The following is a 26821-nucleotide window of genomic DNA, read 5'->3' as shown; positions in this document are numbered from 1 at the left end:
GGAAGGAATACCAAAGGTTTTGTTGCTTCGAGGGTTTGTGGATCAATCCGACAAATAGTTGCCATAGCCGATCACGATGGTTGAACCGATCAACGTCAACAGTCCCACCCACACGGTCGCTTTTGTCTTGCGGCTCGTGCCCCGCCATTCATCAAAGACGATACCCCAGAGGTTGCTGAACACGATGATGAAAGCCATGTGAATCGACCAACTCGAGAACTCGTATTGCTCACCTAGTTTGGTTGTCCCCATTCCGTAGAAAAAGAACTGCCCGTACCAAACTAGTCCGGCCATGGCCGACAAGGCGTAGTTGCGTAAGAGAGGTTGTCCCGCTTTTCCGATGTAGTCACCAAACGTGCCGTTGCGGCGGTTCAGCGCCAAACACCACAACAAGTTGCTGGTCAAACCGCCTACCAGGATCACGACCAAGACGGCATTGTTTGAATACAAAGGTGCAGTGCCGGCTGCAATTGAGAGCTCAGCAATCGGCTTGCCAGCCGACAGCCCGAAAGCGAAGCATGCGCTCAAGATTCCTGCGACCGCTGCCAGTAAAAAACCTTTGCTGATTGAGAATTCAGGGGCAGTTTGTTCGGACTCGAGGTCGCTACATTCGGCCTCTTTTCTCATACCCGCCCATCCGCAGATTCCGATCCCAAACAAGCAGGTTGTGATGCCTAGCAGGATCATGGCACCGCTTCGGGAATTGAGAATTTCTCCGAATTGACCAGCAACAATGGGGGGCATCAGCGTGCCAAACAGCATGCAGAAGCCTAGCGCCGCGGCGTAGCCCAGTGCCATGCCCAGATAGCGAACGGAAAGTCCGAATGTCAAATTTCCCAAGCCCCAAAACATTCCATAACACACACACCACGCGATGACGGTTAACGGAGTCGCATGCAACACGCGAACTAAATCGGGAGTGGTGATCCAAGCCACCGCCCACGGAGCGACCAGCCAAGCAGCGATCCCCATCACCAACCAAAACGACTCCCACGCCCATCGATCTACCTTTCGCAGCGGTGCATAGAAGCTGCCCGCAGCAAATCCGCCGATAGCGTGCAGCAGGACTCCGAGCAGGGGACCGGATAGCATTGAGCATTGTCTTCATTAAGGGACATAGTGATTGTGTCGAGCGACCAGTATAACGTTCTCGAATAGCGTAGATAACAAAAAACACCCCTTGTTATGCGGCACACGGTTTGGAAATGGATTATGGTATTGGCGACATTTTCATCTGCTGGCCAGGTGAATGACAATCGCAAAGCGATTCCACGAGAGATACGAAATTGAACCAATACGAAGGCTACTACCACTATCTCCCCGTCGATGACATGGCGATGTCGTGGGGTGTCTACTTGACCGGTTTAGGCAGCGGACGGGCGCCTGCTGGTGAAACTTATCCACCCAAAGGGCATCCGGGTCTGTACAGTTTTCGATGGCCGCGCGGTCGAGTTCTGCCCGAATTTCAAATGATTTTGATTACCAAAGGCAGCGGTGTTTTTGAGTCTGAGCTGACAGGAAGTGTGCCGATCGCGCCTGGGTCGATCATCACATTGTTTCCCGGAGTTTGGCATCGCTATCGTCCGGATTTTGACGTGGGTTGGACGGAACGTTGGATATCGTTCCATGGGACAATGACTCATCGATTGCTTGAGTTGGGATTGATTTTCCCAGAAATGGCGGTTCGAAAAGCAAAGCGGCCCGCATCGCTTTCTAAGGCTTTTGATCGGATCCTGAAGAGTGTTTCGGACCATTCGAACCAGAATTCAATTTTGCTTTCTTTCCAAGCGATGGCTTTGATTGGTAGCGTTATTGAGAGCACTTCTGACGTCGAGGAAGTTCCCGAAGGACATCACAGCATCCGCAGCAAAGGGGTACGTGACCCGCTGGTCGCGAGAGCTCTCGACTTGATTTGGACGCACAGTCACCAGGCGTTTACGGTTCAACGGTTTGCTGACCAATTGTCCGTCAGCCGGCGGGTACTTGAACGCCGTTTTCGCGACGAAATTGGACACAGCGTCTTAACCGAAATCACAGCATGCCGACTCAGTCGTGCCAAACGACTACTCGTCGAAACGGATTTGGGTGTCAAAATGGTAGCGTTTCTCGCTGGATTTCCTAGTGACGAACGGATGCGAGTCACGTTCCTTGAAAAGGTACAACGATCACCCTCGCAATATCGCAGCGAAAACCTCGAGCAACGCAAACCGAAGGTCGGTCGTCCATCGAGATCTTAAAGAGAATAACGTTAAATCCTGTGCGAACGAGAACTTCCATCAGTGGAATACTCAGAGGTTTTGCCTGACGTTTGCTTCTACAGTACCGGCGGTTTTCGCGCTTCCAAGGCGGAGGGATTTGCCATGAACGCCTCAACAAGGCGGTGCTCCCGGGCGTGGCGGCACCGAGCGATTGCCGCAAAACAAGGGCCGTATTTGTTAGGAAGTCGACGGTGAGTTCGATAACATCGAAGACTCGCGTGCGACAAATCGCCGCCTTAGGTATTCCAAATCCCGCCCTCAAAAAACGGTTTCTGTCATGGTTCAACGGTTGCGATTCGCATCTGTGTTGTTTTTTCTTTGCTGCGTTATTGTCGGCTGCGGTAACACGAATGGGGTCGTCGCGACCGACGAGGAAATGAAAGCGTACACCGAAAAAAATGGTGACCTCTCGTTGGATCCGACCGCACAGACCGAAATTGCGGAGTAGCAAATAGCTAAGTCGACAGAGATCGCAGACGTCTCTTTAGTTTCTCTTTTTATAATTTAGGAGTATCCGTTATGCGTTATACGCAACGAAGCCGCCATGGCTTCACGCTCGTTGAACTTTTGGTCGTGATCGCGATCATCGGTGTGTTGGTTGGCTTACTGTTGCCAGCGGTTCAAGCTGCGCGAGAAGCAGCCCGCCGGATGAGCTGCAGTAATAATTTCAAACAAATTGGACTCGCCATCCACAACTATCATTCGGCCTACAATCAAATGCCCGAGCAAGGAACAGGGACTGGGTCAGCCACAGGAGGCGGAGGGACCAATTACGCTACCCCAGGAACCGTCGCCAGCCCCGGTGGCAATAGCTACAACCGGCTTTCTTTCCTCGTTGGGATCACGCCATTTATCGAACAGCAGGCACTTTGGGAACAGATTAGTAATCCTTACGTGACCACCGGCGGAGCGGTTTATCAGGCGATGGGGCCGCTGCCGAGTGGTTCGGTAGCGAACATGGATGCCAATCCCTACACGCCCTGGATGACTGACATCGCCTCATACCGATGCCCAAGCGATCCTGGGCGTGGTTTGCCGAGTCTCGGGCGGTCGAACTATGCGGCCTGCATGGGCGACGCCACCCACTCGTGTTCACGAGAGAACGACGCGTACGAAGACTCCAATGGCGATACGAATTCGACTCGGGCGTCCTATTCGAGTGCGGCCGCACGGGGTGCGTTTATCTATCGCAAGTCGACGCGTTTCCGCGATATCCTCGACGGTTTGGCGAATACGATTATGTGTGGCGAGATTATCAGTGATTTAGGCGACAACGACATTCGTTCTCAAATTTGGACACGCGGTACGCGGACGGCGAGCCAGTGGGATACGGGTGGCGCATTGCGTTGCCGTGGCGCGATCGATCCTGATCGACCGAAATTCTGGAATCCTTCTGCAACGGGCGTCGGGAATCTATTTGCCAACTCCGAAGAAGTTCGCGGGAATAAGTGGATGTGCGGAATCGTGCTTTACACCGGTTTTCACACGATTCTCGGTCCGAATACCGAGTTGTGCATTCATGGCAACCAGCATGAAGAAGCCATCGTTTCGACGAGTAGCCGTCACCAGGGTGGCGCGCATGTCTTGATGGGCGATGGAGCGGTCAAGTTCATTACGGATTCCATCGATGCCGGAGACTCCAATTCCGCTCAGGTGACTGTGCACAACTACCTTCCTCCAGGCTCAGGCAGTCCGTTTGGACTCTGGGGCGAGTTGGGTACACGCGCTGCCAAAGAAGTGCTCAGCGGAGAGTTTTGAGTAAGAGGTTGCTCAATAACGAAACGTCACGCAGCCTCTGTTACTGAACATGCTGCTGCGTTTCGAATGCACCCAGTCCGATATTGTCGCGTTGGTTTCGCTGTTTCTGTCGACCATAGCACGCAGCGGTCCGCTATTCGTGCTTGGTCGTTTTGGAAGACGACTACAGGTAGTAAACCAACAGCGATGCGGCGAGCAGTACCGACGCCCAAAACGTCATCGTGTTGGTCGACCAAGTCCGACCGAGCAAACCGGTTTCGTTGAACCCCTCACGAACCGTGTTTAACGCACCACCGAGACCGCGTAAGAAAACGCTTCTCAGCCCGCTGTCGACTTTCTCATATCCGACTCGCAGTCCCGAGACTGCTTTGGGAAGTGCCATTCGGTAAATCCAATCGGTGTCGAGCACCGTGGCTCGTTTCTCCTCGGGATACAATCCCATTTTGATCAGCGCGACGAACGCCAGGCACGCAAACATGAGTAGCTGCAACTGCGTGACGACGTGGGTAATCGTGTACGGGTGATAATCCGATTCGAAGGGAAGCAACGCATAAAGAAGTGGATACGCGATACCTAACGTGATGCAACCAGTGGCGGCCAAACCCATCGCCAGCAACATGTTCCATGGGGCTTCTTTGGGACGTTTGCCACTGTCATGGGCAAAGAAGGCGAAGAACGGAATTTTGATTCCCGAGTGTTCCATCACCCCCGCAGACGCGATCAGAAGCACAATCCAAACACCGAACAAGTGATGCTCAGCGGCGGCCGAAATGATCATTGACTTGCTCACAAAGCCGCTCAGCAATGGGAATCCTGAGATGGCTCCGGCGCCGATCATGCAGAACGTCGTTGTCCACGGCATCGATTTGTGCAATCCGCCTAGCTCCGTCGCTTTCGTTGTTCCGACGCGATAGAGCACCGCACCCATCGACATGAACAACAGCGATTTGTAGATGATGTGGCAGAACGCGTGGGCAACCGTCCCGTTGATCGCCAATTCGGTTCCGATCCCAATTCCGACGACCATGAATCCGAGTTGGTTGTTGAGACTGTAGGCGAGCACTCTCCGCAGATCGTTTTCAATCACCGCAAACACGATCGGGAACAACGTCATCGTGCATCCGACCCAGATCAACGGCTCGAAACCTGCGAAACCTCGGCATAGCGAATACACCGCGAGTTTCGTCGTGAAGGCGCTCAGGAACACGGTGCCGGTCACGGTCGCTTTCGGATACGAGTCCTGCAGCCAATTGTGCAACAGCGGGAAAGCACACTTGATACCGAACGCGGTTAGCACCAATTTGCCCGCGGTGGTAAGTCCATCGCCGGCGCCGTCGAGTCCGACGAACGATTCAAACGCGAGGGAACCCGTTTCGACATATTGCACAATCGCACCGGACAACAACAACACACCCGAGGTCACCTGGATGATGAGATATCGCATCCCGGCACGGTAAGAGGTCTCCGTATCGCTCGCCCAAACCAGGAACACACTCGAGATGGCGGTCAATTCCCAGAACACAAAAAGCGTAATCAGATCGCCCGCGCACGCAGCACCGATGGCGGCGCCGGCATAAAACACGCCGGCAACGTGTTGGCGGGTATCGCGAACGTGCAACGCATAAATCGCTGACACGATCGCGGCGAGATGGAAGACGATCCCGAACGGACGCGACAACTTATCGATGCGGACAACGTTGAGTTCATCACCGAACAGTTCGATGATTCCGTAGTCGCCTGCTGGCGTCAGCAGAAACAGGATCAGGCTGATCGTCGAAAGGGCGAGTACCACCCACGGCTGAATCCGTCGGGCGAGCAGCGGCAGGAACAAGGCACCCACCATCATGATCAACCCAGGGGGCAAACTAGCGATCGCCGTCATGATAATAATCCTCTGGACGTGAAACGATCAGGCGTAGCAAGCGACCTAGAAAAACGATGACAACAAACGTGACGAAGCCAAACCAAGCTTGAAAGGCAAAACTACTTTCGATGCCGAAGTGCGGATGAGGGTTGGTATAGAACAAATCCGCGAGCGCCAGCCCCGCACAGATCACGACAAGTGCGATGATCATCATGCGGACGTTTTGAGAGCGTTCGAACCAACTCGGATCGGTGGGTTCAGTAGGGTGATTCATGTTCGTCCTTGCGGCACACTAAGAAGGCATCATTGTGATGGGCAACAAAGCCTGATAAATCCATTCGGCGGCGAAAAACAACGCGACGCTGCCGATCGCGGTTACACACAGGGGAACGACGCACAATGCGGGTGCCTCTTGCAGATTGGCAAACCAACCGCCGGTTTCTTGGACGGGTTCGTCGGGCGATCCCGATTTAGGTTTCATGAATGCTCGTATCGGGATCGGAACGAGGTAAGCGATATTCAACAGTGAACTGACCATCAACGCGGCGGTTAACAGGTATTGGTGAGTTTCCACCGTTCCAACGGCCAAGAACCATTTGCTCCATGCACCACCACCAGGCGGCAATCCGATGATGCTGACTGAGGCGATTAGGAATGCCGCGAACGTGAATGGCATTTTGCGACCGAGTCCTTCCATGTCACTGATATTCTTCTTGTGTGCGGCCACGTAGATCGCCCCCGCACAGAAGAACAATGTGATTTTGCCTACCGCGTGCATTGCGATATGCATCCCGCCACCGATCACACTGTTTGGCGTTGCTAACATCGCACCGAGAGTGATGTAGGCGAGCTGTCCGATCGTTGAGTAAGCCAACCGGGCCTTCAAATTGTCTTTGGTCATCGCAACCAACGAAGCCACCACCAACGTGAACCCGGCGACGTAGGCGAGATACAGACTCACACCGGTCTCACGTAGCAATTCCAATCCGAAGATATAAACACATACCTTCATCACCGAAAACACGCCGACCTTGACGACCGCCACCGCGTGCAACAACGCACTGACAGGCGTAGGTGCCACCATCGCGGCCGGCAACCACCGGTGAAACGGCATCAGTGCCGCTTTGCCGATGCCGAATGCGAAGAGTCCGATCAGAACGCCCAAACCGGTTTGCGAAATCCTGTCTTCGGCTACAGCATCGGAGAGAATTCCACCCAATTTGAAGTCGAGCGTCCCGGCGAGGGACCACGTCCAAACGATCGCCAACATGAAAAACGCGATCGAAGTCGATAACAGGATCCCAAGATAGATACGACCTCCCCGTTTCGCTTCTTCGGTCCCGTGATGGGTGACCAACGGGTAGGTCGAAATGGTCATCACCTCGTAGGCGACAAACAAAGTAAAAAGGTTCGCCGAGAAGGCGGCCGCGAGTGCAGCAAAAATCGCGATCGCAAAACACGCGAAAAACCGCGTTTGATGAAGCTCGTGATGACCTCGCATGTAACCGACGGCGTACGCGGTTGTCAGAATCCATAATCCTGATGCCACCAATGCGAACAACATCCCGAGCGGTTCAACTCGAAATGCAATTTCGAATCCCGGCAACATTTCACCGAGATGCAATTCAGGTCGCTCGCCCGAGAACACGCCGATCGAAAGCGAGGCGGTGACGATAAACAACAATCCCGCAATGGTGCCCGAAGCACCGTCACGAAGATCGGGAGTCTTTCCGAAGAAGGCAATCAGTCCGACCGCGAGAAGCGGCAACGCTAACGAAATCCATATCATGTGATCGGGAGACATCTTACGGGGTTCCTCCCAAAAGCGCGATCGCAGCCTGGCGAGCGATGCCCGCGGAATAAGGCGTCCAAACCCCGAACAACAACGTTGCCCCGATTAAAACGTAAGTCGGCACCAGCATCCGGAGCGGTGCTTCCGTCGCATTCGCTGCAGCTTCGCTCGGTTCGGAGAAGAATAACGTCTCGACCACCCGCCAAACGTACACGACGGCGAGCAACGAACTGAGCAACATCAATACAGCAATCGGCCATCGACCGGTTTCGAACGCACTGGTCAGCAGCAACCATTTGCTAATGAAACCAGCCGTCAAAGGCACTCCAATCAATGCCAATCCACCGATTGCCCATGCCAACGCGGTAAACGGCATTGTGCGTCCAGCACCCTTCCAATCCGACAGTTGCACACTTCCCAATCGAAGTGCAAAACAACCGGCGACCATGAACAATCCGCCCTTGATCAAGGCGTGGTTGAACATATGAACGATTCCCCCGGACAAACCTGTCGGTGTTGCCATCGAGATGCCTAACAACATGTAACCGATCTGGGCGACACTCGAATACGCGAGCAGTCGCTTTACGTTGTCTTGGTAAATTGCCGCCGTCGATGCTATGAAAATCCCGACCAGCGAGAACAGCATCAACTCGGTATCGAGCGGCAACACATCGAACGCGAATCCGGGTGTGATGATTCCAAAAATGATTCGGACGAACGCGTAGACTGAAACTTTTGTGGCAGTCGCCGCGATAAAACAGGTCACCACGGAAGGGGCGTAGGTGTACGCGTTGGGCAACCAAGTGTGCAGCGGAAAGACTGCCATTTTCACGCACAGTCCGACCGTCAAAAACGCAAACGCGACCAGTACCGTGCGGGGCCCGTGTTCATGCGGTACACGAGCGGCAATGTCCGCCATGTTGAGCGTTCCGGTCATCTGATACAGCAACCCGATACCGATCAGGATGAACGTCGCTCCGATGCTGCCGAGAATCAAATACTGAAACGCCGCCAAGGGTGCCCGCCGCGTTCGACCGAGACTTATCAACGCGTACGACGACAGCGATGAAATCTCTAGGAACACGAACACATTGAACAAGTCGCCCGTCACGCACATGCCGAGCAAACCCGTCATGCACAACAGATACGTCGCGTAAAAGAGATAGTGTTTCGATGCCGGGATTTCGTCGCGAACGCTCAACGGGGCATACACGAGAACGATCGCACCGATCCCGGATACGAATGCCATTACGAATCCGGAGAAGATATCGACCCGGTATTCAATCCCGTACGGTGGACTCCAATTGCCTAGCTCGTACCGAATCACATCGTGATCGAGCGCTTCGCCGAGCAACACGATGCTGCATGCGAACGTCAAAAAAGACACAACGAGGGCGAGTAGGTACGCCGCTCTGCCGTTTCCGACGAGCACGCAGCACGGTGCCGCGACCAGTGGTAATACGATCAATAGGATCGGTAGATGGGCATAGATCGCATCAATCATGTGATCTCTCCCAATGTAAAGTGCCTCATTCGCCGCGATCCAATTCTAAAATTCGTTCTTCATCCACCGTGCCGTAATCTTCTCGGATCCGGACGACCAGCGCGAGTGCCAATGCCGTTGTCGCGATACCGACCACGATCGCCGTCAGCATCAAAACGCTCGGCAGTGGGTTGGAGTAAATGATTTCCGTCGAAGCATGAGCTAACTCACTACCATGGCTGATCGCATCGTCGGCGAGGTTATGAGCCACGTCGTGAGCCAAGCCTTGGGCCGTCTCGGCGTGTTCTAGTGCCGCATGCCCCACGGCGGCATGTCCTGCTTCCGTCGTGCCGTGTGCCGCGTGTGCTTGCTCGGCCGCAATGGCCGGTGGGACGATCGGGGCGGTCCCGTGATCGACCTTGCCCATCGTGATGTAGAGCAGGAACACAGACGTTTGGAAGATGTTCAAACCGATGACTGACTTGATCAGATTCTTTCGTGCCAACACGATGTAGAACCCGGTCATCATCAAAAAGATCACGACCCAGTAGTTGTAGAGTCCCGCGATGGATTCGAGCGTCATTGGACTTGCTTCCTTCCCGCGAACGCGTAGAAAATCATCGTCATCACGGCGGTCACCGTGATTCCGACACCGAGTTCAACGAGAAAAATGCCCAAGTGCTGCCCACTCGGTACGTGCCACTGAGGCAACACATGATGTTCGAGCACGTTGTAGTCGAGGAATTTTCCACCGAGAGCCATCGTCAGCGCGCCGGTACCTGCGTAAACCAACACGCCGAGTGCCATGCATTTCTCAATCACAATCGGCGGCGCGACCTTCTTAATCGCATCGAGGCCGAACACCAAACCATAAAGAATCAACGCTGACGCGAAGATCACTCCCGCTTGGAATCCACCACCGGGACCATAGTCGCCGTGAAATTGGACGTAAAATGCAAATAACAAGATATAAGGGATCAACAGTTTGGTGATGATCCGGATGATCGGAAACGCACTCATGAGGTCTTATTCCCCGCGAGTTGGGCCGATTCGTCTTTTTCTTCATCGTCACGACGTAGGATCAGCAATACCGCGATACCTGCCGTCAAAACCACGGTGGTTTCCCCGAGCGTGTCATAACCCCGGTAGCTCGCTAGAAGCGCCGTCACGACGTTAGGTAATCCGTGCATGTCGGCTTCGGATCGTTCGACAAACGACGGATCCGGATACACCTGAACCGGAGCATTCGGTGAGCCGAAATGAGGCATATCGAGCGTCCCGTAAACCAGCGTCGCACCGGTAACGAGGACAACGAATAAGGGGACAAGCGACTTCTTGCGAGGAATCTCTTCCGCTTTGCCCGTCAACGCCATCGTGCTGAGCATCAACACCGTCGAGATTCCTGCACCCACGGCGGCCTCGGTGAACGCGACATCAGGTGCGTCGAGGATCATCATCCAACTCGCACTGAGAAAACTGTAGATGCCGGTGAACATGATCACCGCCCACAGTTCTCGCAGCTTTGCGATCGCAACCGCCGTAATGGCGAGCAACGCGAGTAATGCGAAAACAATCAGATTCATTCTGGTTTCCTCCCGCCGATCGTCGGCAATTCGATATCAGTTTCGATATCGAGCTGTGGCTTGAGTCCGTTTAAGAGTGCTGATTTCGCCAACGCGTGGCAGGAACTCGGACTCGTGACGGTGAGAAAAAACAGAATCACGAACAATTTGAATGCCGCGAGGGTCGGACCGGCCAATAGGATCAACCCGATGACCACCAATCCGGCACCCATCGTGTCGGTGATCCCGCCGCCGTGCATCCGTGAATAGAACTCGGGCAGTCGGACCAACCCGATGCCGCCGATGACCGAGAACACGGCCCCGCCGATCAGAAAAAAGTAGCTGGCGATTTCCAATGCAATCATGGCTCGTTGGATTCTCCCGTTATCACGGCGCTATCACTGAAGCTGTTGTACTGGGTGAATCGCAGCAGCGCGACCATGCCGATGAAATTCATCAGGCTGTAGAGAAGAGCGAGGTCGAGAAAATCACTCCGTCCGGTCACGAAACTGACCACAGAAATCAGGAGGACCGTCTTGGTACCGAACATGTTGAGGGCCAGCACACGGTCGAAAACCGTCGGTCCCAGCGTGGCGCGAACCAAAGCCAAAATCATCGTTAACAACACCGCAAACGAGGTTGCCATTAACACGCCCGACGTCAATTCACTCGGCAATAGATCCGGCGACATCAGGATTCTCCTTGGCCAGATGTGTTTGGTTGGGACTCAACAGAATCGTCATCGCACTCGTTGGCAGCGGCGTTTTCGCATCGCTCCAGGCGACAGACACGTTCACCCATCTCGCCCGCCATGTCGTCGGCAGACTCATCCAGTGAAAGCCCGTGAACGAGAATATTGTTGCCTTCCAGGCGTACCGAAACGGTGCCCGGGGTCAACGTGATCGAGTTGGCGAAAATGACTCGCCCGATTTCACTTTTTTGTTTCGCAGGAACCAAGATCAGGTTTCGCCGCAGTGGCATCACGGGAGACAAAATGATTCTCGCGACGTTGATATTCGACGTCACAATCTCCTTGGCTAACCAAGGTGCATACAGCAAGAATGGTCGCAAACCGAGATGTGCCGGGGCACCCTCTTCATCGACGATTTTCATTCGCGATGAAAGCCACAGGCAAAATAGGCACGAAGCCGCTCCTAACCCGATCAGGAACGGGTTGTCAAAATGCCCTGACCACAGCAACCAGTTGGCAACGAGGGCGACAAGAAGAGTTAAGGCGTATTTCACGTGCGAAGCATTCAATCCTTTGATAGACGCATGTCGAGCAGCCTGTCCTCAGGATGCCCACATTTGTTCGTCGGGCATAGCCTATACCGCGTTCCGGAATCAAGACAAGTCGGGCAATTTGTATGATTAACACCACCTTCTAAGCTTTAATCGTGACTTTGTATCTACTGAACTACCTAGATTGCCGAACCTGCCAACAAGACATCGCGGACCCTCGCCACCTGCCGGGTTTTCAATGAACTAAAATGGGCAAGTGGCGGTGACTTTCCGCTCTCGTTCTCTCCACCCCTGTCTCTGCAGCCAACACGCGAACCATGATCCGAGTGGACTCAATCCTCTTCTCGAACGTCTCGACCGCAATTCAACGTACTGCGAACCTGACCGGCGGTGCGGTGCGTGGCTTACCCGGTGGGAATGTGATCGAGGGACTCAAGGGCATCAATTCGTTCAATTCGGAATTGGCCGAAGCACAGAAGGAATTCAACCAAGGCCGCGCCCAGTCATCGTTGCAACGCGTCCGCCAGATGGAGATGACGTTTAACGGAATTTCTGGCCGTTGGAATTCGATGGTCGGATCGATCATCGCTTCAGCACGACAAGGAAAAGTGAACCTCTCTCTGCAAAAGCTCAATGAGGTCAAAAACGCCCAAGCCAAAATGCAGCAACTCACTGGCCCGGTTAATAAAACGTTTCGAGATTTGATCTCAGCCCTGGATCATGCCGTTTCCAACGAAGGACACGCGTCCGATGGCGAGACTATGTCAGATGACGATGCACAGAGTCCGTCATCGGGGACGAGCGAAGACCCGAATCAAACGACAGACGAAAATTCGTCCACGGCGAGCGTGCCCACCCCGCCCGAGACGCCTGACCCCAATCTTCTCGAACGATTTGCCGAGAAGTACCAATACGGTCCAAAACTGAAAATTGAAGCGGGTGCCGATCGAAAGGCACGGATCCGGCCCAAAATTGAAAGCGGTCAATTCTATTTCATGAACGGAATCGATCCGCCCGGTGTGGTCCGTGTTCGCGAGGTCCAACGTCAGTCGATTGTGATCTATGATTCGAGGCATGCGGCGGAAGCGTCCATCGACGCCGCCGAACTCAAGCGGCTTCTCAACGCCGGTATCTGGCTGTTAGAGCCAAAGTAATCATGGCCCGCGACGCGTCGGTGTGGACGGCTTTGGTATATTGCATCAACTGTTTGCAGATGGCAATTCTCGAACACCTGTCCCCACACCTCTTCGCTGAGCCTTCCACGCATGGCCAAAAAGTCTACTTCCCCAAAGTCGGCCGTTTCGGTTTCTAAGTCAAAAGGCAATCCAGATACTGCCGATGCTTCGTCCGTACTAAGGCAGCCCGCCGAATTGGCGTTTGCGGACGAGATCGACGCCCTCATTCGCGCCGAGAAAGATCCTTGTCCGGCGGGATGGAGGATGTCGCCACGGAGCGTTTTGACCTACATCATTGGTGGCAAAGTCGGCTCGCGAACGATTCTTCCAAAGTATGTCGGCAACGACCGTGTCGTGCAGATCGCCATCTCGACACTCGTTACCGATCGCGCGCTGCTTCTGATCGGCGAACCCGGTACGGCGAAGTCCTGGCTCAGTGAGCACCTCGCTGCTGCCATTAACGGTGACAGCACCAAGGTTATCCAGGGCACCGCGGGAACCACTGAAGAACAAATTCGTTACACCTGGAATTATGCGATGTTGATCGCGCATGGACCTAGCCAGGAAGCACTGATCAAAAGCCCGATCTACCGGGCGATGGAACAAGGCAGCCTTGCGCGGTTCGAAGAAATCACGCGATGTGCCTCGGAAGTTCAAGACGCAATGATCTCGCTGCTTAGCGAGAAACGTCTTTCGATTCCCGAACTTTCGACGGAACTGCCGGCAGCGAAAGGGTTCTCCGTGATCGCAACGGCGAACACGCGTGACCGAGGTGTTAACGATATGTCGGCAGCATTAAAACGACGTTTCAACATTGTCGTATTGCCAACGCCGGCAAAGATGGAAACCGAAATTGAGATCGTGACCAATCGCGTGAAAGAGTTATCGGCCGACCTCGCGTTGCAGGCCGAACTGCCTAGCGAAGATTCCATCGAACAGATTGTCACGATCTTCCGTGAACTCCGCGAAGGGCAAACGCTCGATGGTAAGAACAAAGTCAAAACTCCATCGGGTGTCCTGTCTACCGCCGAAGCGATCTCACTACTCACCGGCAGCATGGCGTTAGCGGGTAACTTCGGCGATGGCAGTGTGTCACCCGGCGATCTCGCCGCCGGATTGCAGGGAGCGATCGTACGGGACGAAGAAAAAGATAAACTCGTGTGGGCCGAGTATCTGAAAAACGTCGTCAAGAAACGCGGTTCGGCGTGGCGTCCGCTTTACACGGCGTGCGAAGACCACAATGGCTAAACGCAAATCGACCTCGCCGCGATCGACTGCGAAGACGACGAACCCAAACTCGGCGAGTATTGAGGCGACACGTCCGACCATCTCACGCGATCGTATCCACGTTTTCGGCGTGCGGCATCTCTCACCCATGGCAGCTCGCGATTTGCGCGACCTGCTCGACGAAGTGCAACCGACGATCGTGTTGATCGAAGGGCTGCATGACGCAACCGATCTGATTCGCGATATCGTACGCAAAGAAACACGACCACCGATCGCGATTCTCGCGTACACCGAATCGGTTCCGGTTCGGACGCTCGTTTATCCATTAGCCCGCTACAGCCCCGAGTATCAAGCGATTACCTGGGCCGATGATCACGATGCGGACGTACGTTTCATCGATCTGCCGTCGCACGTGTTTTTGGCACTGCAGCCTATCCGAGTACCTGCGATTGCACCGGAGGAACCCGCGACGTCGGAAGAACATTCAACACCGGCTGATGACGACGCAGACACAGATGAAACGAGCGACGCCGATTCGCCTGCACCCTTCGAACATACCAAAGGTGTGTATGAACGAATTGCGGAGTCCGCCGGGGAGTCCGATTACGAGGCGTACTGGGAACGTCGATTCGAACATCTCGACAATTCAGGGGCCTATCGGACTGCCGCAATGGCTTTTGGCGAACAGCTTCGAGACCTTCGAGAAGATCACCCCCGGGAGAACGCGGAAAACTTGATCCGAGAGTCTTTCATGCGGCGGTGCATCGACGAGGCGTTGGCCGAGGGACACCAACCCGAAAAAGTTGTTGTCATCGTCGGTGCATTTCATGCCAGCGTGCTCGGTGACGAACATCCGTCAATGACCGACGACGAACTCACGAGTTTGCCGAGTTTGAATGCGAAACGAACGTTGATGCCCTATTCGTATTTCAAACTATCTTCTCAATCAGGTTATGGCGCGGGCAATCACGCTCCCGCCTACTACGAACTGCTCTGGGATTGTCTCAATTCGCCATCACGTGTCGAGGCTGATCAAAAACACCGTGGCGTCGATGATCTTGCCGCGGGCTATCTCACGCGAGTCGTTCGGGAGCTGCGAAAATCGGGAACGCATCGCAGTACCGCCGAGGTGATCGAAGCGGTTCGACTGAGTCGGATGTTGTCGTCACTCAAGCAGGGAACAGCACCGGTACTTGAAGATTTACGAGATGCCGCCGTGGCGATCATCGGTCAAGGTGATCGTGGTGTTTTGGCGGAACCGATGGCACGCGTTGAAGTTGGGACAGCAATCGGAACCCTCCCAAAAGGGGTCAGCCAAACGTCGATTCAAGACGACTTCAATCAGAAGATTCAATCGCTGAATTTGGAAAAGTACCGTTCAACGGTGAAGCAGGACTTGTCTTTGGATCTAAGAGAGAATCGACGGGCAAAGACGGAGGCGTCCGCGTTCTTGGATTTGAACCGATCGACTTTTTTGCATCGACTCGCACTACTGAATGTTCCTTTCGCGACATTGCAAAACACACGGCAAGCCTCCGCGACCTGGGGCGAGTCGTGGCAATTGCAATGGTCACCCGAAGCGGAGATCGCTCTCGTTGAGTCTGTCTTGATGGGCGAAACCGTCGAAATCGCCGCGGCCTATCAACTTCAGCAAGGGATCGAAAACGCCTCGACCGTTGCCGAGGCGGCCGCGCTCGTGAAAGTCGCGAGCCGATGCGAAATGTTGCCTGGAATGTTGTCTGCACGAGGAAAATTGCAGGAGCTCGCGACGCAGTCCGCCGCGGTTGCAGACACCGCGGGAGCCGCTCACGAACTGACGACGACGATCCGATTCGGTGACGTACGGCGGCTCGACACCGCTCCCCTGTTGCCGTTGGTGGAGGAGCTATTCGTTCAGTCGGTGTTAGGTTTGATAGCGTCATCGGTTTGTGATACCGCCGCGGCGCAAAAATTGATGACCGCAATGGATCAACTCAACAACATCGCACTCGAGTTTGATGAACGGGTGGATGAAGCGTTGTGGATCGATCGGTTACGCGAACTCGCGCGGCGTGACGATCGCAACGCACTGTTGTCAGGCTACGCGTGCGCGATCTTGCTCGAACGTGGCCAGATGGACAACGACGAACTATCGCGAGAAGTTTCCCGCAGGTTGTCGCCTGGAATTCCAGCCGACCTCGGGGCGGGATGGTTCGAGGGACTCTCGGGACGTAATCGGTATGCGTTGTTAGCTCGCCAGTCGATGTGGTCTCAATTAGCCGAGTACGTTTCGCAGCTCGACGAAGAACAGTTTCGCCGCAGCGTCGTGTTCTTACGACGAGCATTTGGTGGTTTTAGTGCGAACGAGAAACGAACCATCGCCGAAAATCTGGGAGATCATTGGGGGATCAGTGCCGAGGAAGCGACGGACTTGATGCAGTCTGAACTCAGCGACGATGAACAAAATGCCTTGGAGGAACTCAATGAGTTCGACTTCGACGAATTCTAACGAGATCAATGAACAGGTCCGGCGATGGCGATTGGTGCTCGGACAGTCGGCAGATGAACAACTCGGACGCGCATGCGGGGGTGCATGTCCCGCGCTGTCGGAAGAACAAATTGCAATGGATGAGGCGCTCGCGGCGATCTATGACGAGACCGGTGAGGACGCTGATGGGCAGCGTTCCGCGGGACTCGGTGGTTCGTCACCACGACTCGCCAAATGGCTCGGTGACGTGCGAACGTACTTCACCGAGGATGTCGTGTCGGTGATCCAATCCGATGCGATCGAACGAAAAGGGTTGACTCAACTGCTGTTCGAGCCCGAAATGCTTAAAAACGTCCAACCCAACGTGCAGTTAGTCGGAACGTTGATGTCCCTGCGAGGTCAGATTCCCGAACGTACCAAAGAGACCGCGCGAATGGTCGTCCGTGCGGTTGTCGACAAAATTAAATTGGACCTCGATCACAAAATTCGCCGCGCCGTGACGGGAGCACTTAATCGAGGCGAGCACTCCCCGATTCCTCACGCCGATTCGATCGATTGGAAGTGGACGATCGGTCGCAACCTGAAGAACTACAATTCGCAGCTCGGCAAATTGATCCCCGAGCGGGTTTACTTTTTTTCTCGGGCCCAACGGCGACAAAGTTGGACGGTGATCGTCGACATGGATCAAAGCGGTTCGATGGCCGATTCGGTTGTCTATGGCGCCGTTGTCGGTTCAATTTTTGCGAGTTTGCCTGCGCTCAAAACCCACGTGGTCGCCTTTGATACAGAGGTCGTGGACCTGACCGAGCAATGCGGTGACGATCCCGTCGACATGTTGTTTGGGGTGCAACTCGGTGGCGGTACTGATATCAACAAATCGGTCGCGTACTGCGAACAATTTATCGAGTCGCCTCGCGAGACTCTGTTTATTTTGCTGACGGATCTGTACGAAGGCGGCAATCAATCCCAACTCGTCCGTCGACTCGGTGAGATGGTTGGTTCGGGAGTGAAAGTCCTATGCTTGCTCGCGTTGTCGGATTCGGGAGTTCCGAGCTACGACGCGGGCCTCGCGAGAAAGCTCGCCGACCTCGGAATTCCTTGTTTTGGTTGCACACCTGATCGCATGCCGGAACTCGTCGCCGGTGCCCTGAGAGGTGATGACCTGTCGAGCCTTGCGAGTCGATTGACCGCGGATGATTGAGATGCCGGTACGAAAAAGCCATCGTGTCACGTAAGTAAAACGATGGCTGATGAGTCGAGCGTAGCTCTATCCGATAAAGTCGCACCGCTCTACCACGACATTCGCCTGCCTCGATGCGTTTTGTGGTGCCCTCTCAATTCAGTGTTGAGTTGGGTTCAGTTTTTGCTTGGTCTTGCGGTGCCTCGGCGGCGTTTGGGTTGGTCGTCCAATGTTTGTTGGGCAAGCTCGATAAAGCTGTCCGTCTGCTGCTGCCAGACTCGTTCGAGCTCTTGAACTTTCTCAGGCATCTTTGACGCAAGGTTGTTTTGTTCGGCGCGATCCGACGTCAGGTCGTACAGTTCCCAGGGCTCACCTTTGGAACCGACCAACTTCCAATCTCCAACGCGTACTGCACGGTGCCCGTCGTGCATCCACCACAAACTCTCGCGCGGGATCGTTTGATCGACCGCGAATGCTGGCAGCAGACTCTTTCCTGGGAGGTTGGGTATCTCGGCGCCGTCCGGTCGTTTGGGTGTTTCGATTCCTGCGATTTCCAGTACGGTGGGAAGGACGTCGATGACGTGTGCCGGTGTATGCCGCAGTTCATTGGCGGACGAAATCCCACGAGGCCAATGGGCGATCATGGGAGTGCTAACGCCGCCCTCATGCACCCAAGTTTTGTGACGACGGTGGGGTGTGTTGCAGGCACTCGAAAATCCTGGACCGAGACACAGATATGTCGCGGCGCTGCCGGGTGCTGCATTGGGATCATGGCCACCGTTTCGAACCATGATTTCAGCGCTCGCACCGTTGTCAGAAGCGAAAAGGATCAAAGTGTTGTCAAACGCATTCATCACTTTGAGTTGATCAATGATGCGACCAATCTCATGGTCCATCCGATCGATCATCGCGGCGTGAATCGCCATTTTGGTTGCTTGGAATCGTTGCTGCGACTCACTCAATTCGTTCCACGGCAAGGGACGATTGACTTCGTCAGGACCGAGTTTTTCCATCGCATCGGGAAATGCGTATGGTGGGCCAAGATCGGGTTCGATCGGTGCCAGCGTCGTCGCGGTGATGCCCAGCTTTTTTTGACGTGCGAATCGCGATTTTCGCATCTCGCCCCAACCGTCGAGATAAGAGTCGCGATACTTTGTGATGTCTTCAGGAAGGACGTGCAACGGAAAGTGCGGAGCGATGAAGGCGACGTAATGGAAGAATGGTTTGTCTGCATGATTCGCCGCGTGATCCTGCAAGCAATCGATCGCATGATCAGCGGTCGCAACCGTCGTGTAGTAACCCTCTTCATCAGCCGGAGCCTTCACCGGAACGTCATCAATCAAGTTGCCGTTCGACGTGAAATAGTTACCTTGGTTTCGTACATCCAGCGAGCGATCAAAACCTGCGTTGAGCACTTTCCCGTCAATGTGCCATTTGCCACTGTGATAGCTGCGATAGCCAGCGGGGCTCAAATAGTCGGGCAGCAATTTGGCCCAACTCTGTCGCACGCCTCCCGCACCACCGCGGACGCCGGGCAACGCATCGCGATGGATCTGTTGAGCGTAGTAGCCGGACAATAAAGAACTGCGAGTCGGCCAACACCTCGCCGTGTTATAGAATTGCGTGAATCGCAGGCCGTGGTGGGCAAGTGAGTCGAGATGAGGGGTCTCGATCTCGCCACCGTAGCAACCGAGGTCTGAGAATCCCATGTCGTCGGCGAGGATGATCACAATATTGGGAGGAGTATCGCTCGCCGGAGACGCCGCGACAGGGCCACGACAAACGCCGACCGCCGAAATCAACAAGGACACAATGACAAAAGCGGGTTTCATGTTGTTTATCGAGGTAGAGGATCAAGTGGGAACCGGTGACGGACATCTCAGTTCTGACTGACGTTCGAGTCGCCTGTCCGAACAGTGCACTTCGGCACGCATGTCTACAGACGGGTGGTAAGACGAACGATTTCGTCTGAATCTTCCTTCGTTGTATCACGTACCGATGGGTCCATAAAACAATAGTCCGTTAGCCTCGATTCTAAAGTAGAACCGAGGCGAAACGGAAAACTGCTATCCAAGACTAACCGTTGATTCTTGGTTAGCGTTTTTAGAACTCTTCATCGATGATTTCTTTGGAGGCATGAGTTCCCAATGCACCCCAAAGCCCAAACGGGCTTTGACTGCCTGGTGTCTCGAGGTCCGTTCGTGCTCCATGAATACCGACATGACCACTGGCGCTATTTCCAACCTCGATGGAGTCGGTGATGAATTTCACCGCGCCATCGGTCATTAACACATGGCATCCGCCTTGATGGCGACTGCTCGGAGGGCAAATGCCTTCATAGTGGGGCGTTCGGATACCGAGACGCAACGAATGCCGCGAGTTGGCCTCAGATCAACTCATCGAGCTGTTTGGTGAGGTCGGCAAAGTGATCGAGTGTTGTCTTGACCGCGGCTGGTTGAGTCATGTCGACACCGGCTCCCTTGAGGAGATCAAGAGGGTCTTGGCTGCATCCACCGCGAAGGAAATCGAGGTAATCGTTGAGTTCCGCTTCGCCGCCACCGAGCACCCGGCGACTCAACGCGACCGCGGCACTCAGACCGGTTGCGTACTTGTAGACATAGAACGCACGATAGAAGTGCGGGATGCGGAAGCATTCGAGTTCCAACGCCTCGTCGACCACAAATTCAGGGCCGAAGTAAGCATCGAGCAATTCCCGATAGGCTGCACGCATCGACGCGACCGTCAGCGGTTCTCCTGCTTCGGCCATCTCGTGAGTCCGTTTTTCAAACTCGGCGAACATGGTTTGCCGGACAACGGTCGCTCGCAGTCCGTCGAGTTCGTTGTTGATGAGGTAGGCTCGTTCGGTGTCGTCGGTCGCTTTTTCGAGAAGGTGTGCCGTCAATAGTTGTTCGTTGAACGTGCTGGCAACTTCGGCGACGAAGATCGTGTAGTTGTAGTACTGGAACGGTTGATGCGACGCCGAATACCAGCTGTGCATCGAGTGCCCGGCTTCGTGAGCGAGCGTGAAGACGTCATTGAGAACCTCTTCTTTGAAATTCATCAGAATGAACGGGTCGCCGTCGAACGATCCGCAACTGAATGCGCCACTTTGTTTGCCTCGGTTCGGATATCGGTCCGACCAACGGCCCCGCAGTCCGCTTTCGAGGGTTCCGACATACTCACTGCCCAACGGCGCGAGCGATTCCAAAATCACTTCGACGGCCTGATCCCACGTGTGATGCTTCTTCACGTCCGAAAGGATTGGCACGTAGGTGTCGTAGTGGTGAAGATCAGTCAGACCCATTTTGCGCCGACGGACGTCGAGGTAGTGGTGTACGGCGGGCAAAGAATCTCGTACCGCCGAAATCAAATTGTCGTAAACGGTTGTCGGCACGTTGTCGGGGAACAGCGACGCTTCCAAACTGCTTTCGTAGTTACGTGCTCGGGCGTAGTAGACGTCCCGTTGAATGCTGCCGGCGAGCGTCGCGGCGAGCGTGTTTCGATGGTTATCGAAAACATCGTAATATTGATCAAAGGCCGCTTTGCGGATTTCGCGTTTCGGGCTTTGTAAGAACTGGCTGAATGTCGCGTGGGAGAGTTCGATCGTCCGTCCGTTTTCGTCGGTCAGCTCACCAAACTTCAAGTCGGCGTCATTGAGTTGACGAAACGCGTTGCCCGCGGCACCCGACATTTCGCCCTGCATGGCGAGCAGTCGTTCTTCGCGATCGGTGAGAGTGTGCGGCCGGTAGCGCACGATCCGTTCGAGTTGCAGCTTAAAGTCGGCGAGTTTCGGGTCCGCGAGAAACTTGTCCATCGTTTCGGGTTCGATGGCGAGCAGTTCGGGCCGCACGAAACTAGCCGCCTGCGACGCTTTCATGACGAGGTTTTGAAAACGCAGCTTGCGTGCTTGATGATCACTGTCCCCTTGGTCTTCGCTCGTCCGCAGGAACGCGTAGGTTCCTAACCGTTCGGCAACCCGGTCGACTTCGAGATCAAAGGTTAGAAATTCGAGCAGCGTGTCGACACTCTCACCCAATCGACCCTGGTACGTTTCGAACCGATCGATTTGGCCGGCGACCTTGTCGAAGTCCGCCTGCCAACCTTCATCGTTTTCATAGAGGCTAGACAGATCCCAGCAATCTTCGGCGGGGACTTCGCTTCGCAAAGGTAGTTTGGTCGTGGCGGCAGTCGTGGTCATGTTAGCAATCCATTGAAAAGAGAGTGGGTTCGATCGAAAGCGTTTGAGAGCTTTCGTGACGGGTGAGTTGGTTCGAAAGACGTCGAGACTTTCCCTAGCTCGCGGTTCGCATTTTTTCGCGAATCGCGGTAACGATTTCTTGAGGGACAAACTTGGCTAGATGCTCATCGTCGTCGCTAATCATCGCAATTTGTTTCAACAACGAACTGCTGACGTGAGCGAACCGTTCGTCTGCCATCAAGAACACGGTTTCGATTGCGGGATCGAGTTGCCGGTTGGCCATTAACATGGTGAACTCGCCCGCAATATCGGTCAGTGGACGAATGCCCCGGACCATCACACCCGCGCCGAGTGATCGCACAAAGTCAACGGCAAGGGTGTCAAACGTTTTGACACTCACGTTGGGCAGGTCACGCGTTACCATCGATACCAGATCAACGCGTTCGTTGATGTCAAACATCGGGCGTTTGTCGGCGTTGATACCAATTCCCACGGTCAGCGATTCGAAGATTTTCGATGCGCGTTCGATGATGTGCAAATGACCGGACGTGATCGGGTCGAACGAACCCGTGTACACGGCCGTTCGGTGGGAGAGCCCGTCCGGACCATCGGTCGGCTCGCCGGGACGCGCGTCATTGGTGGAATCAGGCAAAGGATCGGGTCCGTGCAGGTTGTGGTTTAGTTTGAAATGAGATCGGTCAGCCGTTGTAAATCGGCGTCATCATTGTAGACGTGAACGCTGGCCCGTACGCCCCCGCCTCGACAACTGAGGACGACGCCGTTTTCGAGACCGCGTGAACGGAAATCGGCGGGCGATTCGCCTGGGACTTCGAAAGTCACGATTCCGCTGCCGTGGGTTTCGGGGGGATCGTTTTTAAAAAGCAATTTCCCGCCTTTTTCGGCGATAAGTTGCCTGAGCCGGGCCGCCCGTTCGAGCACGCGGTCACCGATCGCAGTGGGGCCGTGGATCCGGCCAACCTGGACAAACATTTCGAGCGAGGAGGCAAACGCCATTAATCCTGACATGTTTGCCGAACCGGTTTCAAACCGCCCTGCGTCATCTCGCAGATCAAACGTGGCACCTGAGAACAAATGTGCGTTCCGGACACTGGCCCATCCGACGTTTTCGCATCGCAGTGTTTCGAGGTGCCGTCGGCGGATCACCGCCACCCCCGCGCCTTCGGGACCCAGCAACCATTTGTGCCCGTCTGCGGAGAGAAAGTCGACGTCACACGTTCGCAGGTCGAGCGGATAGATGCCCAGGCCTTGAATCGCGTCGAGGAACACGAGCACGCCGCGTGCGTGTGCTTCCTTGACCAGTCGATCGAGATCGATGCGGAAACCGCTCGCGTAGCCGACCCAGCTAACTGCGATCATTTTAGTGTGTTCATCAATCGCCGCGATTAAGTCATCTACTTCGACGTGACCGTCGCGCCGGGGAATGGTCTTCACCGAGACCCCGCGGTCAGCGAGGTTGAGCCATGGGAACCGGTTACTTGGGAATTCGCCCTCAGGCAAAATGACGTTGTCCCCCTTTTGCCATGGGTATCCATTGGCGACAAAATTGATGCCGGTGGTCGTGTTGGGAACCAAGGCCACTTCATCGGAACGGCACTGAATCAGTTCCGCTGTTAGCGTGCGAAGAGTTTCGACCTTCGCGGACCAATCGAGCCAGTGAACGTCGCCACTGTTCGATGCCGCCTCCGTGAATTGGCGCAGCGTTTGAGCAGCCGGTTCGCTCAGCGGGGCAACCGCCGAGTGATCAAAATAGGCCCACTGTCGTGCGACCGGCATTTGGTCTCGCCACCATGACCAAACGTCATCGAGTCGCGAAGGACAGGTCGTGGACGTCGATGTATCCCTCACGGCTTGCTTCCGATCATCATGCCCAAACCGATTCGGCTGGCGGCAATGAATGTGAATTGAATGTTCTCAAAACCGGCGTCCTTCATTCGTTGTTCTGCGACCGGAAGTTCAGGGACATCGCCGTCACTGGTTTGAATTTGCATTCGCAGGACTTCGAGTGATTCGGCGAGCATCGGTTGATGAGGACCTCGGAACGAATCGATCACGATCAAACGCCCACCGGACTTCAAACTCGCCATCGCGGTATCGAGAATCTTTCGAATTTGCGATGGATCAAATGCGTGTAGCCGTTGGGCGATCACGACCATATCGTAGGTCGTGTCGGGCAGAGAAACGCCGGGCACGTCTCCAACGCGTGTTTCGAATCGATCCGTCAAACCGATCGAATTCGCGGTCGCCGAAGCGGCAACCAGTGCCGCTTGGTTGTCGATCGCGGTGACGCGCATCGCGGGTTCGCGGAACGCCATCGCGGAACTCCACACGGCTGATCCGCAGCCGAAGTCGAGCAATTCGATCGATTCGTGTGGCTGTTCGTCAGGCAATGCTCCGTTGCCCTCGAGCGCCGCAGGGTCGGCTGGGCTGGAACCCAGGTCGAGAATTTCGGCGACCTGCATCGCTGCGGGAGTGTGAACCCACTGAGTCGCGGCGATCGCGTCGAACCTCTTTTGAAGTTTGGTGGTGATTGGGGAATCGTTCGGCGTCGTTTCGTCGGAGGGCGTGTCCGAAGGCGAACGTCGCAGTGCATCGGCGAGCCCGTTCCAGGTCACGTCTCCGAGATCCGCGTCGTACTGACAGAGCAGCCGTGCGGTGGATGAGAGTGCGTAGTCTTCCTGGTACTGCTCGATGATTCCGACGGCAATCAAGGACTGGATCAACATGAAGACGCGTGATTGCGGGATCTTCAAATTTTCAGCCAACGTCTCGACTGTTTTTTGACCCTCGGCGAGTTGATCGAACAAACCGATTTGTCGCGCCGCACGCAGAATGTGCGAGGTCGCGTTGATCGTCATGAGTTCTTGATAGTGATCAAGTGTGCGATCTTGATTCGACATGGATGGCGGTGATTGGGTAGATGAGGAAGAATGCGTACCGGTTTCAGTTTACGATATGACGGTCGCGTCAATAACCAGGGCGAATCGGGCGAGGTGAATCGCTCATCGAGAACTTAAAACCCTTCCCGGGAGACATCGACCTTTTGCGGTGATGTTCAGCATGGGAAACCCCCTGGATTTGGCCCAGGCGGACGTCCGGGGAACGGTCACGAACGTCTCTGGGTACCGGACGCTCTTTCGTTCCCAGCCGAGCAACCGCATCGAGGTCGGGTATTTGGTTCGTGCGGAAACCGACCGCGCCGTTGGATGGCGGGTGGTCGGTGAGCATGACGAGAATACGGAGCGGCAATCAATACTCGGTGGCAATCAATCAACAACGGCCGCTATCGCGAGAGCCGACGTTGGTCGAGCCAATGGCGTACTCATTACGTTGAATGTTACCACTCTTCGCCGCGGAGTCGTGCGATCTCCATCGCATCTTTGTCGCCGCGACCGGACAGGCAGATGACGAGGTGTTCCTTCTCAGACATCTTCGCGGCGGCCTCGATGGCTTTGGCGACGGCATGTGCCGTTTCGAGTGCACACAAGATACCTTCGGTGGTCGCCAGGCGTTCGAATGCTTTCATTGCCTCGTCGTCACGGCAGCCGATGTAGTCGACGCGATGCGTGTCTTTCCAGTAGCTGTGCTCGGGACCCACACCGGGATAGTCCAAACCGGCGCTCATCGAATGCACGTCGCAGGTTTGACCGTCATCGTCTTGCATGACGTAGCTGTAACTGCCATGCAGCACACCGGGGCTGCCGTAGGAAAGTGGCGATGCGTGATCACCGGCTTGGCTGGATCGACCGCCAGCTTCCACACCGATCATTCGCACGCCTTCGTCTTCGACAAACGGGTAGAACATCCCGGCGGCGTTGGATCCGCCACCGACGCAGGCGACCACGCAATCAGGAAGCCGTTCAAAACTGTCGCGGCATTGTTCACGTGTTTCGCGGCCGATGACAGATTGGAAATCGCGTACCATCATCGGAAACGGGTGGGGGCCGATCACGCTGCCGATGATGTAGTGCGTATCTTCGACCGATGACATCCAATCCCGCATCGCTTCGTTGACTGCGTCACGCAGGGTTCGTGACCCGCTCTCGACTGGTGAGATCGTTGCACCCAGCAATTTCATGCTGAACACGTTTGGTTTCTGACGACGGATGTCTTCGGCACCCATGTAGATCGTGCAGGGCAATCCGAAGTGGGCACACGCGGTCGCGCTGGCAACGCCATGTTGTCCGGCACCGGTTTCTGCGATCACGCGGGATTTGCCCATCCGCAGCGTGAGCAACGCTTGGCCGATCGTGTTGTTGATCTTGTGAGCCCCGGTGTGATTGAGATCTTCACGTTTGAGCCAGATTTGAGCACCGCCGACGCTGTCGGACAACCGTTTGGCGTGGTACAGCGGGCTGGGGCGGCCGACGAAGGTTTTTAGCAATCCGCTGAGTTCGCGTTGGAACTCGGGGTCCTTCTTGGCGGCTTCGTACTCTTCCGCAAGCTGATCGAGTGCCCGGGTGAGCGTTTCGGGCACGAAGCGGCCACCGAATTCCCCAAATCGGCCGTTGGGATCGGGAACGTGGGCGGTTGCGGGAGTGTTATCCGAAGCGGACGAATCGGCAATACTCATCAAATCTCAATCAGGTAAATAGGG

General features: G+C 55.0%; 24 protein-coding genes and 1 pseudogene. 7 read left to right on the top strand and 18 right to left on the bottom strand.

Annotated features, from left to right (window positions below):
* Positions 1–42 precede the first annotated feature (42 nt).
* Complete coding sequence (locus FHS27_RS12660) at positions 43–1092, bottom strand: L-rhamnose/proton symporter RhaT (protein WP_184305309.1); 1050 nt, start codon at positions 1090–1092, stop codon at positions 43–45.
* Between the two features lie 194 nt (positions 1093–1286).
* On the opposite strand from FHS27_RS12660, the gene FHS27_RS12655 reads away from it, so the two are divergent.
* The 3 genes from FHS27_RS12655 to FHS27_RS12645 all read left to right on the top strand — a co-directional run bounded on the left by FHS27_RS12655 (position 1287) and on the right by FHS27_RS12645 (position 4016).
* Entirely contained in the window at positions 1287–2237 is a 951-nt protein-coding gene (locus FHS27_RS12655) for an AraC family transcriptional regulator (protein WP_184305308.1), read from the top strand.
* A 298-nt stretch (positions 2238–2535) separates the two neighbouring features.
* Positions 2536–2706, top strand: coding sequence for a hypothetical protein (locus FHS27_RS12650; protein WP_184305307.1), 171 nt, complete (start codon positions 2536–2538; stop codon positions 2704–2706).
* Positions 2707–2777: 71 nt separating this feature from the next.
* Complete coding sequence (locus FHS27_RS12645; protein ID WP_184305306.1) at positions 2778–4016, top strand: DUF1559 domain-containing protein; 1239 nt, start codon at positions 2778–2780, stop codon at positions 4014–4016.
* Positions 4017–4179: 163 nt separating this feature from the next.
* Here FHS27_RS12645 and FHS27_RS12640 read toward each other — a convergent pair whose 3' ends face one another.
* The 10 genes from FHS27_RS12640 to FHS27_RS12595 are packed head-to-tail and all read right to left on the bottom strand — an operon-like array spanning position 4180 to position 11962.
* The gene (locus tag FHS27_RS12640) at positions 4180–5898 is read right to left on the bottom strand and encodes a Na(+)/H(+) antiporter subunit D (RefSeq protein ID WP_184305305.1); all 1719 of its coding nucleotides are present in this window, start codon (positions 5896–5898) and stop codon (positions 4180–4182) included.
* Complete coding sequence (locus FHS27_RS12635) at positions 5882–6154, bottom strand: hypothetical protein (protein WP_184305304.1); 273 nt, start codon at positions 6152–6154, stop codon at positions 5882–5884. Before FHS27_RS12635 ends, FHS27_RS12640 begins: the two co-directional genes overlap by 17 nt.
* 18 nt (positions 6155–6172) lie before the next feature.
* The gene (locus tag FHS27_RS12630) at positions 6173–7684 is read right to left on the bottom strand and encodes a proton-conducting transporter transmembrane domain-containing protein (RefSeq protein ID WP_184305303.1); all 1512 of its coding nucleotides are present in this window, start codon (positions 7682–7684) and stop codon (positions 6173–6175) included.
* A gap of 1 nt (position 7685) precedes the next feature.
* On the bottom strand, positions 7686–9176 hold the full coding sequence (locus tag FHS27_RS12625; protein WP_221225061.1) for a monovalent cation/H+ antiporter subunit D family protein: 1491 nt from the start codon (positions 9174–9176) through the stop codon (positions 7686–7688).
* Positions 9177–9201: 25 nt separating this feature from the next.
* The gene (locus FHS27_RS12620) at positions 9202–9738 is read right to left on the bottom strand and encodes a sodium:proton antiporter (protein WP_184305302.1); all 537 of its coding nucleotides are present in this window, start codon (positions 9736–9738) and stop codon (positions 9202–9204) included.
* Positions 9735–10175 carry a Na(+)/H(+) antiporter subunit B gene (locus FHS27_RS12615; protein ID WP_184305301.1) on the bottom strand — a complete coding sequence of 147 codons (441 nt, stop codon included), beginning with the start codon at positions 10173–10175 and terminating at the stop codon, positions 9735–9737. Before FHS27_RS12615 ends, FHS27_RS12620 begins: the two co-directional genes overlap by 4 nt.
* Complete coding sequence (locus FHS27_RS12610) at positions 10172–10738, bottom strand: DUF4040 domain-containing protein (RefSeq protein ID WP_184305300.1); 567 nt, start codon at positions 10736–10738, stop codon at positions 10172–10174. Before FHS27_RS12610 ends, FHS27_RS12615 begins: the two co-directional genes overlap by 4 nt.
* Positions 10735–11082 (bottom strand): monovalent cation/H(+) antiporter subunit G, encoded by a 348-nt coding sequence (gene mnhG / locus FHS27_RS12605; RefSeq protein ID WP_184305299.1) that lies wholly within the window; start codon positions 11080–11082, stop codon positions 10735–10737. Before mnhG ends, FHS27_RS12610 begins: the two co-directional genes overlap by 4 nt.
* Positions 11079–11408 carry a monovalent cation/H+ antiporter complex subunit F gene (locus FHS27_RS12600; protein WP_009100933.1) on the bottom strand — a complete coding sequence of 110 codons (330 nt, stop codon included), beginning with the start codon at positions 11406–11408 and terminating at the stop codon, positions 11079–11081. Before FHS27_RS12600 ends, mnhG begins: the two co-directional genes overlap by 4 nt.
* Complete coding sequence (locus FHS27_RS12595; protein WP_184305298.1) at positions 11408–11962, bottom strand: Na+/H+ antiporter subunit E; 555 nt, start codon at positions 11960–11962, stop codon at positions 11408–11410. Before FHS27_RS12595 ends, FHS27_RS12600 begins: the two co-directional genes overlap by 1 nt.
* A gap of 314 nt (positions 11963–12276) precedes the next feature.
* Between FHS27_RS12595 and FHS27_RS12590 the strand changes: the two genes are divergently transcribed.
* From FHS27_RS12590 to FHS27_RS12575, 4 genes are all read left to right on the top strand, one after another.
* Entirely contained in the window at positions 12277–13113 is an 837-nt protein-coding gene (locus tag FHS27_RS12590; protein WP_184305297.1) for a hypothetical protein, read from the top strand.
* 111 nt (positions 13114–13224) lie between these two features.
* Positions 13225–14382: an AAA family ATPase gene (locus tag FHS27_RS12585; RefSeq protein WP_246419699.1), complete on the top strand. Its 1158-nt coding sequence runs from the start codon at positions 13225–13227 to the stop codon at positions 14380–14382.
* Positions 14375–16849 carry a DUF5682 family protein gene (locus FHS27_RS12580; RefSeq protein ID WP_184305296.1) on the top strand — a complete coding sequence of 825 codons (2475 nt, stop codon included), beginning with the start codon at positions 14375–14377 and terminating at the stop codon, positions 16847–16849. The genes FHS27_RS12585 and FHS27_RS12580 overlap by 8 nt, the downstream gene beginning before the upstream one ends.
* On the top strand, positions 16824–18029 hold the full coding sequence (locus tag FHS27_RS12575) for a VWA domain-containing protein (RefSeq protein WP_184305295.1): 1206 nt from the start codon (positions 16824–16826) through the stop codon (positions 18027–18029). Before FHS27_RS12580 ends, FHS27_RS12575 begins: the two co-directional genes overlap by 26 nt.
* A 155-nt stretch (positions 18030–18184) precedes the next feature.
* Here the strand turns inward: FHS27_RS12575 and FHS27_RS12570 are convergent, their stop codons facing one another.
* The 7 genes and pseudogenes from FHS27_RS12570 to trpB all read right to left on the bottom strand — a co-directional run bounded on the left by FHS27_RS12570 (position 18185) and on the right by trpB (position 26797).
* Entirely contained in the window at positions 18185–19840 is a 1656-nt protein-coding gene (locus FHS27_RS12570; RefSeq protein WP_184305294.1) for an arylsulfatase, read from the bottom strand.
* A 271-nt stretch (positions 19841–20111) separates the two neighbouring features.
* Positions 20112–20354: pseudogene (locus FHS27_RS12565) on the bottom strand (DUF1559 family PulG-like putative transporter); the annotation flags it as partial.
* A 40-nt stretch (positions 20355–20394) separates the two neighbouring features.
* Entirely contained in the window at positions 20395–22206 is a 1812-nt protein-coding gene (gene pepF, locus FHS27_RS12560) for an oligoendopeptidase F (protein WP_184305293.1), read from the bottom strand.
* A 94-nt stretch (positions 22207–22300) separates the two neighbouring features.
* Entirely contained in the window at positions 22301–22783 is a 483-nt protein-coding gene (gene coaD / locus FHS27_RS12555) for a pantetheine-phosphate adenylyltransferase (RefSeq protein ID WP_184305425.1), read from the bottom strand.
* A gap of 101 nt (positions 22784–22884) precedes the next feature.
* Entirely contained in the window at positions 22885–24072 is a 1188-nt protein-coding gene (locus tag FHS27_RS12550) for an aminotransferase class V-fold PLP-dependent enzyme (RefSeq protein ID WP_184305292.1), read from the bottom strand.
* Entirely contained in the window at positions 24069–25124 is a 1056-nt protein-coding gene (locus tag FHS27_RS12545) for a methyltransferase domain-containing protein (protein WP_184305291.1), read from the bottom strand. Before FHS27_RS12545 ends, FHS27_RS12550 begins: the two co-directional genes overlap by 4 nt.
* Positions 25125–25561: 437 nt before the next feature.
* Complete coding sequence (trpB, locus tag FHS27_RS12540) at positions 25562–26797, bottom strand: tryptophan synthase subunit beta (RefSeq protein ID WP_184305290.1); 1236 nt, start codon at positions 26795–26797, stop codon at positions 25562–25564.
* Between the last annotated feature and the right edge of the window lie 24 nt (positions 26798–26821).

This window comes from Aporhodopirellula rubra, assembly GCF_014192335.1.
Taxonomy (GTDB): Bacteria; Planctomycetota; Planctomycetia; order Pirellulales; family Pirellulaceae; genus Rhodopirellula; species Rhodopirellula rubra.
Note: the sequence above shows the minus strand (reverse complement) of the source record. Positions and strands in the feature narration are given on the sequence as shown.